Source organism: Actinomyces dentalis DSM 19115, assembly GCF_000429225.1.
GTDB lineage: Bacteria > Actinomycetota > Actinomycetes > Actinomycetales > Actinomycetaceae > Actinomyces > Actinomyces dentalis.
Map to the genome: position 1 here is coordinate 1 of NZ_AUBL01000069.1, position 15592 is coordinate 15592.

Below are 15592 nucleotides of genomic sequence, written 5' to 3' on the forward strand. Positions count from 1 at the left end.
GGCGGTGTCAGGGGGTGGTTGCACCGTTGATGATGGTGTCCAGTATCTCGGTGGGGGTCTGTCCGTTCAAGACTTCTCGTGGGCGGCGGTTGAGCTGGTCCTGGACGGCCTGGACCTGGGCGTCGGTGACGTTGTTGAAGTCGGTGCCCTTGGGGAAGTACTCGCGGATCAGGCCGTTGGTGTTCTCGTTGGTGGGACGCTGCCAGGGGCTGTGAGGATCGGCGAAGTAGACCTTGATGTCGGTGGCGAGGGTGAAGGCGGCGTGACCGGCCATCTCCGCGCCCTGGTCCCAGGTGATGGTGGAGTACACGGCCCGGGGCGGGGAGTCGACCATGCTCTTGAGGGCATCGGTGACGGTGCGGGTGCGGTGGCCCGCCGCCGGACGGGTGATCAGTACGAACCGGCTGCGACGCTCCGCCAGGGTGATCAGGGCGCTGCCGGGGGTCGCCTGGCGATGATCAGGTCTCCCTCCCAGTGCCCGGGGACGGCCCTGTCGTCGGCCTGGGGCGGGCGCAGACTGATGGTGGCGCCCTGGATCCAGCTCTTGCCCCTGGGCTTGGGCAGTCCGGCCAGTGGGGAGCGGGGGATGCGGCGGGTGCGTCCGGTGCGCAGGGCCCCCTCCACCCGCAACTGGGCGCGCAGGCTGCCGGCGCCCTGGACGCACCCGGGCCCCTGGGTGGATCTGCTCGTGACAGATGCGCATGCTCCCATCATCGGGGTTCTCGAACCGCAGACGGGCGGCGATCTGCCTGGGGACCGGCCCGATCCCCCGGGCGGGTCGACGACCCGCTCGCGCAGGGCCGGATCGGCGTCCAGCTTGCGGATCTTGGGGCGGGCCAAGGGCGCCCGGGCCGCGGCCTGCGCCGCCGCCCGGCGGTAGACCCCGCCCCACGCCGGCCCCGCGGCGGATCTCGCGGGACACGGTCTGCCGGCACCGGCCGATCCGGCGGGCGATGAGGGCGGCCCAAGTCCCCCTGCGCCAGGCCCGTGGCGATCATGGCCCGCTCACCGGCCCCCAGGCGCAGGCCCCGACCGGCGCGCCCCGACACCCGCGCGTCGGGTCCCCGGTGATCCGATGGCCGCAGGGCGCCCCCGCGCCGCCCTCGGCGCAGGACCTCACCGCCATGCGCGGACTCGACGGCGGCAACGGGGCGGGCGGGGGTGCTCATACGCGTATCGTGCAACCACCTGCCCGCGGTCCTGATCGACACGCCCCCGGCCCGGGCGGCCCCGGCCCGCCCGGCCCCGGCGGCCCAGGCCTCGAACACCGCCCGCCTGCGCCGGGCGGCCGCCAGGGCGCTTCCACCCACGGCCCCCATCGCCAGTCCCACGCCCGCCCCCCGAGCCCACCGCTGCACCGCCGTGTGCGACACGCCCAGCTCCCGAGCCGCCGCGGACGCCGACCAGCCATCCGCAATCAGCTCCATCGCCCGCAGGCGCACCTCATCAGCGACCCTCACCCCACGAGGCACATCGATCACTCCTCCGAACCCGTAATGGTGCAACCACCCCCTGACACCGCCCAGTTAAAAGTGCCCGCTCGAGTGCGAAGTGCACGTCTCGGCGAAGAAACGGACCGGTCGCGGTCGGCGCGGACCACGGCGGCGGCCCCGCCCGCACCGCCCCGCGCCCGCCCGCACCATCATGACGATCCGGGCCCACGGACCGCCGTTCCCGGTGAGAAAGGCTCATAGAAATCATCCGAGGGGCGCGGAGGACGGGGACATGAGGATTCCGAGGGGCGGCCGTAGCCGGACTATTCCAGCCGATCGGGTGACCGGTCCGCGGCCCGCTCGGCACTGACGACCGGGCGGGCAGGGGATCCGCGCTCAGTCGGGTGACCGGTCCGCGGCCCGCTCGACGCCGACGGACCGCCGCGGTTCCCGGCTCTTGCTGCGGCGCCGGGAGCTTTCCAGCATGTAGAAGACGATGAGGAGCAGGTACGTGGTCACGCTCAGCCAGGCGCTGACCATGCTCACGGCCGCGGCGATCGCGTAGAGGACCGGCCCCATGGCGAAGCGCCGCGTCATGGCCCGCACGACGGCATCGGGGATCCCGGGCCTCAGGCAGCGCCTGTCCCTGATGGCCGCCTGCCACAGGCCATTGAAGAAGAAGCCGCCGAACATCATGACCAGGCCGTAGAAGACGGCGCCGGCCCGCGCCTCCCCACCGGTCTTGAGGGCGCGGGTGAGCACGGTGGTGGCGAAGGGGAGGAAGGCGACGTCCAGCAGAAGCAGCAGATTCCAGACGAGGACCCACTGATCGACGTACCGAATCCGCTGGAAGATAGCGTGATGATTGAGCCACACCTGCCCGATCAGCAAGAAGCTGAGCACGAAGCCCACGTAGCCAGGCCACAGCGAGGACAGCCCGTCGAGCAGACTCAGGTCCTCCGGGAGCCTGATCTCCAGACTCAGCAGCGTGATGGCGATCGCGATGACGCCGTCGCTGAAGGCCTCCAACCGCCCCGGCGACATGCGAGCGATCTCGTCATCCGCCTCCTCCACCGTGGACCCCTCGTCAACGCCGTCAGCACCGCCCGCCCCATCAACACCGCTGCCGCTGTCACGCCTCTTGTCATTCCGACCATCAGACACGCCGTTCACGCCCCCTCGACGTCGTCGCCACGGTTCACCACGGGCGGCCCCGCCCGATCCCGCTCGATACTCACGGCGCTCGCCGCCGCTTGGGGACGATCCTGACCCTGACCGCGGGACTCGTGCAAGCGCTCCCCACCTGCGGTTCTCACTGCATCGCGGTGAGGTCCGGCTGCCCGAGGCCCCGAGAAGGGCCGACCGCCCGAGGCCCCAGTCCCGTCACAAGCACGATCACAGCCGGCCTTATGCCCCGCGAGCCCGCCCCCCGGCCGCACGACGCGCCGGCTGGGCATGGGTCCTCATCCTGGGCGGGCGCGGGCCCCCGGCCGCACGACGCGCCGGGTTCCTCGCTCGGCATAGGGCGGTGGCCGGGGCGGCGACCGCCGGGTTACGGTCACCGCATGTCTCGCATCGTCATTATCGGCGGCCACGGCAAGGTCGCGCTCCTGGCCGCCCCGCTGCTCGTGGCCGCCGGCCACGAGGTCATCTCCGTCATCCGCAACCCCGCGCAGGCCGACGACATCACCGCCACCGGGGCCTCCCCCCTGGTGCTGTCCGTGGAGGACGCCACCGTCGAGGAGCTCACGCGGGCCCTGACCGGCGCCGACGCCGTCGTCTGGTCCGCCGGGGCCGGCGGCAAGGGCGGGCCGCAGCGCACCGACGCCGTCGACCGCGCGGCCGCCATCCGCTCGATGGAGGCCGCCGCCGCGGCGGGGGTGCGGCGCTACGTCATGGTCTCCTTCATCGGCGCCTACGGCGACGTGGCCGCCGACCACCCGCTGCGCGCCTACGCCATCGCCAAGATCACCGCCGACCGGCACCTGCAGTCCACCGACCTGGACTGGACGATCCTGGGCCCCGGCCTGCTCACGCAGGACGAGCCCACCGGCTCCATCACCGTGGCGCGCCTCGAGCCCGGCGCCGCCTCCTCCTCCGCCCCCACCTCCCGCGGGAACGTCGCCCGCGTCATCGCGGCGGTGCTCGCCGAGCCCGCCAGCATCGGCAGGGTCATCCCCTTCTACGACGGCGACACCCCCATCGCCCGGGCGGTCGCCCACGTGCCCCGGGCCTACGCCGACCTGTCCTGACCGGGCGGGGCCGCTGCCCGACAGCGCGCCCGCCCGGCACCGCATCCCGCGGGCCGGGCGGGCGGGAGGGCGCCGCCGCCGGTAGAATGCGCACCAGCGCCATGACCTTCACCTACACGATCACATTCACGCTCGACGCCGCCGCCCTCCCGCCCGTGACCGGCAGCGAGGAGCAGCGCGCCTACTGGGTGACCCCCGACCTCCTGGCCTGGCCGCTGTCCCTGCTGCCCATGGGGATGAACCGCGACGCCGTCGTCACCGACTCCGGCGAGCCCGTCCCCGGCTCCGGCCTGGCCCTGCGCCTGGTCACCGCGCCCGACGGCGGGGCGGCGGTCGTCCACGGGCGCGTGCGCGGCGCCGACTCCCTGCCCGCCCCCGCGATCACGCCGCTCCGCGTCGTCGGCAACCTGCCCCGCGACGTCCTGGCGGCCCACCCCAATCTGGAGGGCTACATCGCCCTGAGCCCCACCGACGCGGAGGGCGCCCCGCTCCTCGACGACGCCGCCGTCGCCGCGGCCCTGACCGGCCAGATCGCGGTGGTCCAGTACACGGGCGCCGACGCCAGGGGCCACGGGGGGCGTCTGGACGCCTTCACCGGCGTGCAGACCGCCATCCTCCTGGATCACCTCTACGCCGGGGCCGCCGCCCGTGCCGAGCTGGGCGTCGTCTTCCACGACGGGCGCCCCTCCTTCTCCCTGTGGGCCCCCACCGCCAGGGCCGTCACCCTCCTGACCTGGCGGACCGGCGACCCGCTGGGGTGCGCGCCCGAGGTTCCCGGCCCGCCCGCCCGCACCCCGGCCGTGCGCGGCGACGACGGCCGCTGGAGCGCGCCCAACGCGGACGGGCGCATCACGGCCGGCAGCCAGTACCTGTGGGAGGTGGAGGTCTACGTGCCCTCCACCCGCCGAGTGGAGACCAATGTCGTCACCGACCCCTACTCGACGGCGCTGACGACCGACTCCACCCGGTCGGTCGCCGTCGACCTGGCCGATGCGCGCCTGGCCCCCGAGCAGTGGGCCGCCGCCGTCGCCCCGCGGGTGCGCAACGACTCGGCCCGCAACATCTACGAGCTGCACGTGCGGGACTTCTCCGCCGCGGACACCACCGTCCCGCCCGGTCTGCGCGGCACCTACCGGGCCTTCACCGTGGGGGACTCGGCCGGGGTGCGCCACCTGGCCGACCTGGCGCGCGCCGGCATGAACACCATCCACCTGCTGCCCACCTTCGACATCGCCTCCATCCCCGAGAGCCGGGCCGTCCAGCGCGTCCCGCGGATCCCCCGGGGGGCCGGACCGGACTCGGCCGACCAGCAGGCGGCCGTCGCGGAGGTCGCCGACCGCGACGCCTACAACTGGGGCTACGACCCCCTTCACTGGGGCGCCCCCGAGGGCTCCTACGCCACCGAGGGCCACCAGGACGGCGGGGCGCGCATCGTCGAGTTCCGCCAGATGGTCGGGGCCCTGCACGCCCTGGGCTACCAGGTGGTCCTCGACCAGGTCTACAACCACACGGCGGCCTGCGGGCAGGATCCCCACAGCGTCCTGGACAAGGTGGTGCCCGGCTACTACCACCGCCTCGACGCCGTGGGAACGGTGACGAACTCGGCCTGCTGCGCCAACACGGCCACCGAGAACGCCATGTGCGAGCGCCTCATGATCGACTCGGTGGTGCGCTGGGCCAGGTGGTACCGGGTGGACGGCTTCCGCTTCGACCTCATGGGGCACCACCCGCGCGCCGTCATGGAGCGGGTGCGCGCCGCCCTGAACGGGCTGACCATGGCCGACGACGGCGTCGACGGCGCCTCGCTCTACCTGTACGGGGAGGGCTGGAACTTCGGGGAGGTCGCGAACAACTCCCTGTTCGTGCAGGCGACTCAGGGCCAGTTGGACGGCACGGGGATCGGCTCCTTCAACGACCGCCTGCGCGACGCCGTCCACGGCGGCGCGCCCTTCGACCCCGACCACCGCACCTTCCAGGGATTCGGCACGGGGCTACTCACCCAGCCCAGCGGGCTCGACCCGCGCGGATGGCACGACCAGTCGGCGGACCTGGCCCACCGCACCGACCTGGTGAGGCTGGGGCTGGCGGGCAATCTGAAGGACTACGTCATGACGATCTCGGACGGCTCGGTGCGCCGGGGCGCCGACGTCATCCACAACGGCGCCCCGGCCGCCTACGCCTCCAGCCCGCAGGAGAACGTCAACTACGTCGACGCCCACGACAACGAGACCCTCTACGACCTGCTGACCTACAAGCTGCCGCTGGAGATGCCGATGGCGGAGCGGGTGCGGATGAACACCGTGTGCCTGGCCACGGTGATGCTGGCGCAGTCGCCGGCCTTCTGGTGCGCGGGCACCGAGCTGCTGCGCAGCAAGTCCCTGGACCGGGACTCCTACAACTCCGGGGACTGGTTCAACGCCATCGACTTCACGGGGCGGTCCAACGGGTTCGGCCGGGGCCTGCCCCCGGCCGGCAGGAACGAGAGGACCTGGTTCATCCAGGGCCCGCTGCTGGCGGACGCACGGCTGCGGCCCTCCCCGGAGGAGATCGCGGCGGCCCGCGCCCAGGCCCTGGACCTGCTGCGCCTGCGCTCCTCCACGCCCCTGTTCAGCCTGGGGGAGACCGGCCTGATCCAGGACAAGCTGAGCTTCCCGGGCGCGGGCTTCGCGGCCCCGTCGGGCATTATCATCATGCTCATCGACGACACCGCCGGGGGGCGCGACGCGGATCCGGACCTGGACGGCGTGCTCGTGGTCTTCAACGCCTCCGGCCACACCCTCACCCGGCCCCTGGCGGAGCTCGCGGGCCGGGACTTCCGCCTCTCCCCCGTCCAGGCCGAGGGGGCCGACGACGTCGTCAGGCGCACCGGCTTCGACCGGTCCACCGGGACGGTGAACGTGCCCGCGCGCACGGTCGCGGTCCTCATCCAGGAGCAGGCGGGGCGCGGGTAGGGCCGGAACACGCCGGGGCGCCTCGACGACGATCTCCAAGCGGCCCGTTTGGAGATCGTCGTCGAGGCCCACCGCCGGGGTCTGGCCGACCGCTGAGGCCCGAACCGCCCCGACCCGGCCTCCGCCGGCCGCCGAACCCGCTACAGGTCGAGCCCGGCGGCGGCCTTGGCCCGCGCCAGCACGGCGTCGAGCATGTCCTCGGTCAGGCGGCCGGTGAAGGTGTTCTGCTGGCTGGGGTGGTAGGAGCCCAGGAGGAGGACGGCGCGCCCGTCGGGCCCGGTCAGCCGGGCCTCGGCGCCGTGGCCGAAGCGCGGCTTGGGGCGCGGCGCGCCCCACCCAGCCCCGCGCACGACGCGCAGCGCGGTGTCCCAGGCGACGCCCCCCAGGGCGAGCAGGACGCGCACCCCGTCCAGCAGATCCAGCTCGCGGGCGATCCACGGCAGGCAGGCGGCCCTCTCCGACGCCGTGGGCTTGTTGCCCGGCGGAGCGCAGCGCACGGCCGCCCCCATGCGCAGCCCGCTGAGCCCCTGCCCGTCCCCGGCGCAGCGCGAGTCGGGCAGGCGGGCCAGGCCCGCGCGGTGCAGGGCGGCCCACAGCCAGTCCCCGGAGCGGTCGCCGGTGAACATGCGGCCCGTGCGGTTGGCGCCGTTGGCGGCCGGTGCGAGTCCGACGACGTAGATGCGGGCGTCGATGGGCCCGACGGAGGGCACCGGGCGCCCCCAGTAGGGCTCGTTGGCGAAGGCGGCCCGGCGGCCGGTGGTGGCGACCTTCTCGCGCCAGGCCACCAGGCGCGGGCAGGCCCGGCACACCGAGACCCGGGCGTCCAGGGCGGACGGATCGGCCCGGGCGGCCAGGCGCGCCGCCCCGGCGGCGCTGCGGGCCACCGGGGTGCTCGCGTCGGCCGGGTCCTCGGGCCAGCCGGTACCGGGAGGGACCGGGGAGTTGAAGAGCCGGCCGGTCAACGGATGCGGATCGCTCACGTTCCCATTGTGGCGCGCCCGGGCCGGCCCGATAGAAGCACCCCCGGGGCGGACCCGCCCGGGCTCCCGCACGGGAGCAGAGTCCCCGCCCCGCCTCGTCCGCCCGTGCGGCCCGGGCGCCCGACCCGCGGGCGGGCCCCTCAGCCCGCGGCGGAGGGCGAGGCGGAGGGCGCGTGGGTGACGGCCACGCAGCCGGCGGGCGCGGTGATCGGCTGGCCCGCGGCGAGCTGACCGATCTCGCCGGAGGTGAGGATCGTGTGCTCGTACTCCGAGCCGAGGACGACGCTGACCGTGGTGTCGGCGGCGTCGGTGTTCTCGTCGATCCTGACGGTGACGGTGCCGGAGAAGGCCCGGCTGAGGGTGTAGGCGTTGGTCAGGCCCGCCTCGGAGGAGGTGATGAGCACGTCCCCCTCGTAGGTGCCGCGCGGCCAGTCGGTGGTCGCCCCCACGGTCATCCCGGCATCGGTGAGGACGTCGGCGACGGTGCTGGCCAGCCCGGCGGAGTCCGTGCCGTTGTAGACGTTGACGGGGATGGAGACGATCTTGGACGTGACGGCGTCGGCGGGAGGGCAGGGCTGGGCCTCAGCGGTCGGCTTCTCCTTCTCGGAGAAGCCCGGATCGGGGACCGGCAGCATGCCCGTCCAGATCATGAGGCAGACCACCGTCACAATGGTCATAATCGCGAGGGTGCCGCCGATGACGGTGGTTTGGCGGTGCTTGAGCCGCCGTCGGTAGGCGGCACGGGGGTCTGCGGAGCTGCTCACGGGGTCAGGGTAGTCGAGCGCCCGGCGTTCGTGCTGTGCTCCGGTGGCCGCGGACGGGATACGAGCCCTCCTGCGAGACGGCGGAGGAGACCCGCTGCCCTCCAGGGGCCGCGGACGGGATCCCGCCGGAGCGCTCGCGCCGGGACGGCGCCCCGCGCCGAAGGTCGGGGACTCGCGGACAACCGGGCGGCGCATCGCCGCGACGCCGTCGTCCATCAAATGCAATTGATGAACAGAAGAGTTCGAATCGTAACCATATCCTGGCGCGCCGGGATCGCTCGGAGCGATACCATCCATCCCCCGCCCCTCGTCCGATGGACCGGAACCACCAGGAACGCCCGATGCCCACGCTCACCATCCGCCTGACCCGCGCCGACCGGGTCCGCAGGGGCGACCTGCTCAGGAGCAGGGGGAGAACGCTCGTCGTCACCGAGACGATCCGCAGCGCGGACCGGACGGTGCTCATCTCGGCCGACGACGAGGCGGGCCTGCGAGCGTGGTCGCGCAGGCTCTGGAGCCGGGAGGCGGTCCTCGACGTGCTCGTGCCCGAGCCGGACAAGTCGCCCGAGCCGGAGAGCCCGCCCGAGCCGGAGAGCCCGCCCGAGCCGGAGAGTCCGCCCGAGCCGGCCGAGGCCGCCGCGGATCCGCCGATGAGCGTCGTGCCCACCGCCGCCCTCGATGATCTGCGCCGGGCCGAGCGCCTGGCCACCTGGGGCCGGCCGTTCCACGGCATGAGCGAGCTCATCGCCGCCGTCCGCGTCGTCCTGGCCGAGTCGGAGGCCCGGATCTGAACCGCCCCGAGGGTTGAGACGGGGTGGAGGGCCCGCTCCCGCTCGGATAAGGTCACACTGAACTTATCTAATCCCGCATTGCGAAGGAGCCGATTCATGACCAGCCCGTGGGAGACCTACGACGCCCTCATCGAGGACCTGCCCGAGGACGTCGCCGTCGTCGCCGCTCACCGCGGGCGGCGGTGGACCCGCGTCCTCAACTCGGCCGACGGCGTCGGCTCCGCCTGGACCATGGACGTGCGCTCCCGCCCCGCCCTGAGCGCCGAGGCCGACGACGCCCCCCGCCCGCTGCGCGACGCCGCCGCCCTGATCAAGAGCTGGAACCTCGCCGAGGCGAGCGTGGGGCTCGCCGCCCTCAACTCCTGGTACTCGCGCGCCGAGGTGGCCCGGTCCCACGGCTTCGTCCCCACCGGAAAGGGTCTGACCTGGCGGCAGGTCTTCGACCCCTACAACGACCTCGTCGAGGGGCGGACCGTCGCCGTCATCGGCCACTTCCCCTTCGCCCGCGCCGCCCTGTGGAAGGCGGGCGACGTCCGGATCCTGGAGCGCGACGTCCGCAGCGGCGACTACCCGGACACCGCCTGCGAGTACCTCCTGCCCGAGGCCGACTACGTCTTCATCTCCTCCTCCTCGCTGGTCAACAAGACCGCTCCGAGGCTCGTCGCCCTGGGGGCCGACGCCGGGGCGCACGTCGTCCTCGTCGGGCCCTCGACCCCGATGCACCCGCTGTGGCTCGACCTGGGCGTCGACATGGTGACCGGCTGGGTCCCCGACGCCTCCGTCCGCCCCGACCGCCCCCAGCTCCTGCCCGAGGCCGGGCAGATCGGCCCGGGGACGCGCATGCACCTGGGCAAGGCGCCCTCCGTCGGCTCGCCGATGTAGGGCGGGCGCGGGCCCGATGGCGGCCGGCGGAGCGCTGCCGGAGCGATCGACGTCGGCCGGGGCGGAGCCGGGGCGCGGCGGCCCGCCCCGGCTCCGGCTCAGGGCAGGCGCCAGTCCACCGGCGTCGCCCCCTGCTCGACCAGGAGCTCGTTGGCGCGGCTGAAGGGGCGCGAGCCGAAGAAGCCACGCGAGGCGCTGAGCGGGGAGGGGTGCGGCGAGGCCAGGATCGGCGTCGAGCCCAGCATGGGGGTCAGGGACTGCGCCGGACGCCCCCACAGGATCGCGACCAGCGGCGCCCGGCGCTCCACGAGCGCCTCGATGGCCCGCTGCGTCACCGTCTCCCAGCCCCAGCCCTTGTGCGAGGCCGGCGCCCCGGGCCGCACGGTCAGGACCCGGTTGAGGAGCATGACGCCCTGGCGCGACCAGGGGGTGAGGTCCCCCGACGTCGGACGGTCCACGCCCAGGTCGGAGACCAGCTCGGTGAAGATGTTCTCCAGGCTGCGCGGCGGGCGCACCCCCGGCTGCACGGAGAAGCTCAGGCCCATGGGGTGCCCGGGCGTGGGGTAGGGGTCCTGGCCGACGATGAGGACCTTGACCTCGTCCATGGGGTAGGTGAAGGCGCGCAGCACGTCCGTGCCGGCCGGCAGGTAGCCCCTGCCCTCGGCCACCTCCTCCCGCAGACGAGCGCCGATCTGGTGGACGGTGGACTCAACGGGGGCCAGGGCGCGCGCCCACGAGGGGTCGACGAGCTCGGACAGGGGCTTGGCATCGCTCACGTCCGCATCCTAGACGAGGATCGAATCGCCGCGGGGTGTCGCGACGTTTCGCGGGGCCTCCGGCCGCTCGGACCGCTATTCTCGCAGGATGAGCCGCTACGAGTACCCCGAGGACGAGTTCGACGCCGCGGACGACGAGGGTCCCGTCCCCGTCGGGGTCCACCGCGCCCCCGTGCCGGGATGGCGCAGCTGGGTGCCGCTGCTGGCGGTGCTCATCATCGTGCCGCTGCTCGCCTGGGGGGCGGTCCAGCTCCTCGGGCGCCACGGGGCGCGCCCGGCGGCGGAGGCGACCGCCGCCGCGCCCGCGTCCGGGGGCGGAGGCGGGAGCGGGGCGCCCGCGTCCGGGGGCCAGGCCCCCGCCACCGGTCAGCCGCCCGCCACCGGGGCCCCGACCAATGGGGCGGAGCCGACGGCCGCCCCGACCAATGCGGACCTGACCACGGGCGTGACCATTCACAACGGCGCCGGAGTCAACGGGCTCGGGGCCCGCACCGGCGATCGGCTGAGGAACGTCGGCTACACCAATGTCGAGGTCCAGCAGGGCACCTACGACAACGCGTCCCCGACCACCACCACCATCTTCTACGCCGACTCCGGCACCGAGGCGACCGCCCGCGCCGTCGGACAGGCCCTGGGCATCACGAATATCGTCGAGTCCGCGGCCGAGGCGCAGTCCAACCCGATCGTCATCGTCCTGCGCACCGACTTCGAGGAGTGAGCCCGACCGACCGGGCGCGGAGCCGGCGCGCCCTCATCCGCGGCGCCGCCCTGGCCCCACTGGCGACGGCGATCGGCTGGGGCGCCTGGCGCCTGGCGCTGTCCCCGCGGCCCCAGCCGACCCTGCTGAGCGAGGGCGTCGTCGTCGGCGCCGGCGGGGTGGTCCGGCCCCTGCCGCCGGGGGCGCACTGCCGCTTCGAGCCGGGCACGCGCGTGCCGGCCGCGGATCCCGCCGCCGAGGCCGAGGGCGCGGCGCGGCGGGCGCCATCGGCCGGCCGGACCGACGAGCCCGCCGCCGCGGGGGCGGGCGGGGCCCTGCCCGACGAGGAGCGCACGGCCCTGGTGCGCGCGGCCCGCGAGCGGATGGCGGGGGCCGCGCTGCCCGGCGGGAGGCGGGCGGGGGCGGCGCGCGACGCCCTGGTGGACCTCCTGGCCCTGATCGGCCCCGTCCTGGCCGACGCCGACGGCTCCGCCCCCACCTCCTACCCCGCCGGCGCCGTCGTCGCCGGGCCCGTGTCCGCCTGGCGCTACGTGTGGCCGCGCGACGCCGCCTTCGCGGCGGCGGCCCTGGCCGCCGTCGGCCTGGACGACGAGGCCCTGGCCGTCCTGGAGCACCTGGCCGCCCTTCAGGGCCCCGACGGAGGCTTCGAGGCCCGGTACACCGCCGCCGGCACCGTCCCGGACGACCGCCCGGCCCAGCTCGACGGCACCGGCTGGGTCATGTGGGCCGCGGGCAGGGTCCTGGGCCTCGCCCACCCCGACGCCGACCGGGTCGAGGGGCGGCTGGGCGTGTGCCTGCGCCGGTGCGCCGCCCGGCTGCTGGAGCTGACGGACGGGCCCCACCGCCTGCCGCCCGTGAGCCCGGACTACTGGGAGGTCGCCGAGGGCCGCCTCACCCTGGACACCGCCATGAGCGCCCTGCTCGGCCTGGAGGCGGCGGCCCGCCTGGTCGCCGTCGGGCTCGACCTGGGGGCGGAGGGCCGGGCGGCGGCGGCGCGCGCGGCGCAGGTGCGCGCCGCGATCGAGGACGGCTTCGCCCCCGGCTGGGGCCGCCACCGCGGCGACGACGACGTCGACGCGGCCATCGCCCTGACCGCACCGCCCTTCACCGCGGCCCTGGCGGGGGCGGTGGAGGTGCGCCGCGGCGCGCGGAGCAGGATGGCCCGGGTCTCCGGCGGCGTCGGGCCGGGCTCCTCGTGGCGCGACGACGGCGTGTCCTGGACCCCGGAGACGGCGCTGCTGGCCTGGTCCGCGGCCGCCCTGGGGGCCGACGGCGAGGCCGGCCTGGCCGCGGAGGCCGACGAGCTGCTGGACTGGCTGGTGGACAGGCGCACCGGGGTCGGGGCGCTGCCGGAGAAGGTCGCGGCGGACGGCTCCCCGGCGGGCCCGGCGCCCCTGGCCTGGACCTGCTCCCTGCTCCTGCTGGCCCTGTGTGAGTCAGATCGCGGCCGATGAGCGGGCGTCCAGCCGACGGCGAACCCGAGCTCCTTGCACTCAATGGGTGAGAGTGCCAGAGTTGCGGTTAGCACTCAGGGCCGTCGAGTGACAGCCCGGGTGAGACAACCAGGTCGAACGGTGAGGGCCGGGGCGGAGCGTGACCAGAACGCGCTGCCCCGATCCGTCCGTCGCGGGCACCGGCCGACCGACCCAACCCAGTGGAGGAACACCACATGGCAAAGATCATCGCCTTCGACGAGGAGGCCCGCCGCGGCATGGAGCGGGGTCTGAACACCCTGGCCGACACCGTCAAGGTCACCCTCGGCCCCAAGGGCCGCAACGTCGTGCTCGACAAGAAGTGGGGCGCCCCCACGATCACCAACGACGGCGTCACCATCGCCAAGGAGATCGAGCTCGAGGACCCCTACGAGAAGATCGGCGCCGAGCTCGTCAAGGAGGTCGCCAAGAAGACCGATGACGTCGCCGGCGACGGCACCACCACCGCCACCGTGCTCGCCCAGGCGCTCGTGCGCGAGGGCCTGCGCAACGTGGCCGCCGGGGCCAACCCGATCGCCCTGCGCCGCGGCATCGACAAGGCCGTGGCCGCCGTCGTCGAGCGCCTGCTCGCCGACGCCAAGGAGGTCGAGACCAAGGACGAGATCGCGGCCACCGCCTCGATCTCCGCCGCCGACGAGCAGATCGGCGAGTTCATCGCCGAGGCCCTGGAGAAGGTCGGCCACGACGGCGTCATCACCGTCGAGGAGTCCAACACCTTCGGCCTCGAGCTCGAGGTCACCGAGGGCATGCGCTTCGACAAGGGCTTCATCTCCCCCTACTTCGTCACCGACGCCGACCGCCAGGAGGCCGTCCTGGAGGACGTCTACGTCCTGCTGGTCGAGTCCAAGATCTCCAACGTCAAGGACCTGCTGCCCCTGCTGGAGAAGGTCATGCAGTCCGGCAAGCCGCTGGCGATCATCGCCGAGGACGTCGAGGCCGAGGCCCTGGCCACCCTCGTGGTCAACCGCATCCGCGGCACCTTCAAGTCCGTGGCCGTCAAGGCCCCCGGCTTCGGCGACCGCCGCAAGGCGATGCTCCAGGACATGGCCATCCTCACCGGCGGCACCGTCATCTCCGAGACCGTCGGCCTCAAGCTGGAGAACGCCACCCTGGAGGACCTGGGCCAGGCCCGCAAGGTCGTCGTCACCAAGGACGAGACCACCATCGTCGAGGGCGCCGGGGACAAGTCCGCCATTGACGCCCGCGTCGCCCAGATCCGCACCGAGATCGACAACTCCGACTCCGAGTACGACAAGGAGAAGCTCTCCGAGCGCCTGGCCAAGCTGGCCGGCGGCGTGGCCGTCCTCAAGTCCGGCGCCGCCACCGAGGTCGAGCTCAAGGAGCGCAAGCACCGCATCGAGGACGCCGTGCGCAACGCCAAGGCCGCCGTCGAGGAGGGCATCGTCGCCGGTGGCGGCGTGGCCCTGCTCCAGGCCGGCCAGGCCCTGGAGGCCCTCGAGCTCGAGGGCGACGAGGCCACCGGCGCCGCGATCGTCAGGGTCGCCCTGGAGTCCCCGCTCAAGCAGATCGCCGTCAACGCCGGTTACGAGGGCGGCGTGGTCGTGGACCGCGTGCGCAACCTGGCCAACGGCGAGGGCCTCAACGCCGCCACGGGCGAGTACTCCAACCTCCTGGCCGCCGGCATCGCCGACCCGGTTAAGGTGACCCGCTCCGCCCTCCAGAACGCCGCGTCCATCGCGGGCCTGTTCCTGACCACCGAGGCCGTCGTGGCCGACAAGCCCGAGCCCCCGGCCGCCCCGGCCGCCGGCGGCGGCGAGGACATGGGCGGCATGTACTGATCCGCCCCCAGTCGGTTCGGTTCGCGGCCCCGGCCGCCCCGGGCGGGTCGGTCCGGGCCAACCCGGCCGCCCGCTCGGCGGCGGGTGGCCGGGGCCGCGGCGGAACGATTGACGACGGCGGGCCGTCACCTGCGGAGAAGCGGTGGCGGCCCGCCGTCGTCGCGCCCGGGCTCCTACTTCGACGTCTTCACCCGCGCAGTGCGGGGCCGGGCGGGCCACCCCCGTTTTTCGCGAACGCGCAGGTTTCCCGTCGAACGCGCGCTTCCCACCTGCGCGTTCGACGGGAAACCTGCGCGTTCGCGGGGATGTGCCCCTCAGTGCGGTGGCGATTCCCGCGGGGCTCCCCCCGGCGGCGGCGCGCGGGCGGGGGCAGTGCGAAAAGGTGGCTCCCGCATATCTTTCACCCCTCATTGAGCCTTTCTCACCAGGAGGGCCCCTGGACTGGCCGGGATCGGCGCAGTGGCGCGGGGGGGATTGGGCGGGGGCGGGGGTGGTGCGCGCGGGGGCCGCCCGGGATAGTGTGTTCTAACCAAACAAACCACTACCAGGGGGTCCCCGCGTGCTGTCCTATCCTGCCACTTTGGATGTTCCCGAGTCCATCGCCCACACCATCTGCCTGTGGTTGGCCGCCCACCGCAGGGCGCACGACGCGCGTCCGTGGCAGAGGGCGGCCACCTGCCGGGCCCAGGCGGTGCTCCTGCTGAGGTGGATGGTGGCGGGCACCGCCCTGACCACCCTAGCCCGCGACTCGAA

The 15592-nt window shown here is 74.1% G+C and carries 14 protein-coding genes; 7 read left to right on the top strand and 7 right to left on the bottom strand.

Going from position 1 to position 15592, the window contains the following annotated elements; translation table 11 throughout:
* Positions 1-7 precede the first annotated feature (7 nt).
* The 4 genes from G446_RS17860 to G446_RS0112480 all read right to left on the bottom strand — a co-directional run bounded on the left by G446_RS17860 (position 8) and on the right by G446_RS0112480 (position 2507).
* The gene (locus G446_RS17860; RefSeq protein WP_245574617.1) at positions 8-541 is read right to left on the bottom strand and encodes an IS30 family transposase; all 534 of its coding nucleotides are present in this window, start codon (positions 539-541) and stop codon (positions 8-10) included.
* The gene (locus tag G446_RS21125; RefSeq protein WP_245574618.1) at positions 427-714 is read right to left on the bottom strand and encodes a hypothetical protein; all 288 of its coding nucleotides are present in this window, start codon (positions 712-714) and stop codon (positions 427-429) included. Before G446_RS21125 ends, G446_RS17860 begins: the two co-directional genes overlap by 115 nt.
* The gene (locus G446_RS21570; RefSeq protein WP_425393875.1) at positions 711-1481 is read right to left on the bottom strand and encodes a helix-turn-helix domain-containing protein; all 771 of its coding nucleotides are present in this window, start codon (positions 1479-1481) and stop codon (positions 711-713) included. Before G446_RS21570 ends, G446_RS21125 begins: the two co-directional genes overlap by 4 nt.
* A 348-nt stretch (positions 1482-1829) precedes the next feature.
* Positions 1830-2507, bottom strand: a complete 678-nt coding sequence (locus G446_RS0112480; protein ID WP_425393887.1) for a TMEM175 family protein — start codon at positions 2505-2507, stop codon at positions 1830-1832.
* A 491-nt stretch (positions 2508-2998) separates the two neighbouring features.
* On the opposite strand from G446_RS0112480, the gene G446_RS0112485 reads away from it, so the two are divergent.
* Positions 2999-3685, top strand: coding sequence for an SDR family oxidoreductase (locus tag G446_RS0112485; protein WP_026410390.1), 687 nt, complete (start codon positions 2999-3001; stop codon positions 3683-3685).
* Positions 3686-3786: 101 nt separating this feature from the next.
* Positions 3787-6636 carry a pullulanase-type alpha-1,6-glucosidase gene (gene pulA, locus G446_RS0112490; RefSeq protein ID WP_026410391.1) on the top strand — a complete coding sequence of 950 codons (2850 nt, stop codon included), beginning with the start codon at positions 3787-3789 and terminating at the stop codon, positions 6634-6636.
* Positions 6637-6776: 140 nt separating this feature from the next.
* Here the strand turns inward: pulA and G446_RS0112495 are convergent, their stop codons facing one another.
* Together G446_RS0112495 and G446_RS0112500 are read right to left on the bottom strand one after the other, a co-directional pair.
* Entirely contained in the window at positions 6777-7616 is an 840-nt protein-coding gene (locus G446_RS0112495) for a uracil-DNA glycosylase (RefSeq protein ID WP_026410392.1), read from the bottom strand.
* A 140-nt stretch (positions 7617-7756) separates the two neighbouring features.
* Complete coding sequence (locus G446_RS0112500) at positions 7757-8380, bottom strand: LytR C-terminal domain-containing protein (protein ID WP_034470531.1); 624 nt, start codon at positions 8378-8380, stop codon at positions 7757-7759.
* A 341-nt stretch (positions 8381-8721) separates the two neighbouring features.
* Between G446_RS0112500 and G446_RS0112505 the strand changes: the two genes are divergently transcribed.
* Both G446_RS0112505 and G446_RS0112510 read left to right on the top strand, forming a co-directional pair.
* A complete protein-coding gene (locus tag G446_RS0112505; RefSeq protein ID WP_026410394.1) occupies positions 8722-9171 on the top strand; it encodes a hypothetical protein in 450 nt (149 codons plus the stop codon).
* A gap of 96 nt (positions 9172-9267) precedes the next feature.
* The gene (locus G446_RS0112510; protein WP_026410395.1) at positions 9268-10053 is read left to right on the top strand and encodes a Rossmann-like domain-containing protein; all 786 of its coding nucleotides are present in this window, start codon (positions 9268-9270) and stop codon (positions 10051-10053) included.
* A 98-nt stretch (positions 10054-10151) separates the two neighbouring features.
* On the opposite strand, the gene G446_RS0112515 is transcribed toward G446_RS0112510, so the two are convergent.
* Positions 10152-10829 carry a uracil-DNA glycosylase gene (locus G446_RS0112515; RefSeq protein ID WP_026410396.1) on the bottom strand — a complete coding sequence of 226 codons (678 nt, stop codon included), beginning with the start codon at positions 10827-10829 and terminating at the stop codon, positions 10152-10154.
* An 88-nt stretch (positions 10830-10917) separates the two neighbouring features.
* Between G446_RS0112515 and G446_RS0112520 the strand changes: the two genes are divergently transcribed.
* From G446_RS0112520 to groL, 3 genes are all read left to right on the top strand, one after another.
* Positions 10918-11547: a LytR C-terminal domain-containing protein gene (locus tag G446_RS0112520; RefSeq protein ID WP_026410397.1), complete on the top strand. Its 630-nt coding sequence runs from the start codon at positions 10918-10920 to the stop codon at positions 11545-11547.
* A complete protein-coding gene (locus tag G446_RS0112525) occupies positions 11544-13001 on the top strand; it encodes a glycoside hydrolase family protein (protein ID WP_026410398.1) in 1458 nt (485 codons plus the stop codon). The genes G446_RS0112520 and G446_RS0112525 overlap by 4 nt, the downstream gene beginning before the upstream one ends.
* 215 nt (positions 13002-13216) lie before the next feature.
* Positions 13217-14839 carry a chaperonin GroEL gene (gene groL / locus G446_RS0112530; RefSeq protein WP_026410399.1) on the top strand — a complete coding sequence of 541 codons (1623 nt, stop codon included), beginning with the start codon at positions 13217-13219 and terminating at the stop codon, positions 14837-14839.
* The last annotated feature ends 753 nt before the right edge of the window (positions 14840-15592 follow it).

What these genes read in the sequence shown, in the direction of transcription:
- G446_RS0112510 (WP_026410395.1), top strand. Translation starts at nt 9,268, where the DNA reads ATGACCAGCCCGTGGGAGACCTACGACGCCCTCATCGAGGACCTGCCC.
- G446_RS0112485 (WP_026410390.1), top strand. Translation starts at nt 2,999, where the DNA reads ATGTCTCGCATCGTCATTATCGGCGGCCACGGCAAGGTCGCGCTCCTG.
- G446_RS0112520 (WP_026410397.1), top strand. Translation starts at nt 10,918, where the DNA reads ATGAGCCGCTACGAGTACCCCGAGGACGAGTTCGACGCCGCGGACGAC.
- G446_RS21125 (WP_245574618.1), bottom strand. Translation starts at nt 714, where the DNA reads ATGATGGGAGCATGCGCATCTGTCACGAGCAGATCCACCCAGGGGCCC.
- G446_RS0112505 (WP_026410394.1), top strand. Translation starts at nt 8,722, where the DNA reads ATGCCCACGCTCACCATCCGCCTGACCCGCGCCGACCGGGTCCGCAGG.
- groL (WP_026410399.1), top strand. Translation starts at nt 13,217, where the DNA reads ATGGCAAAGATCATCGCCTTCGACGAGGAGGCCCGCCGCGGCATGGAG.
- pulA (WP_026410391.1), top strand. Translation starts at nt 3,787, where the DNA reads ATGACCTTCACCTACACGATCACATTCACGCTCGACGCCGCCGCCCTC.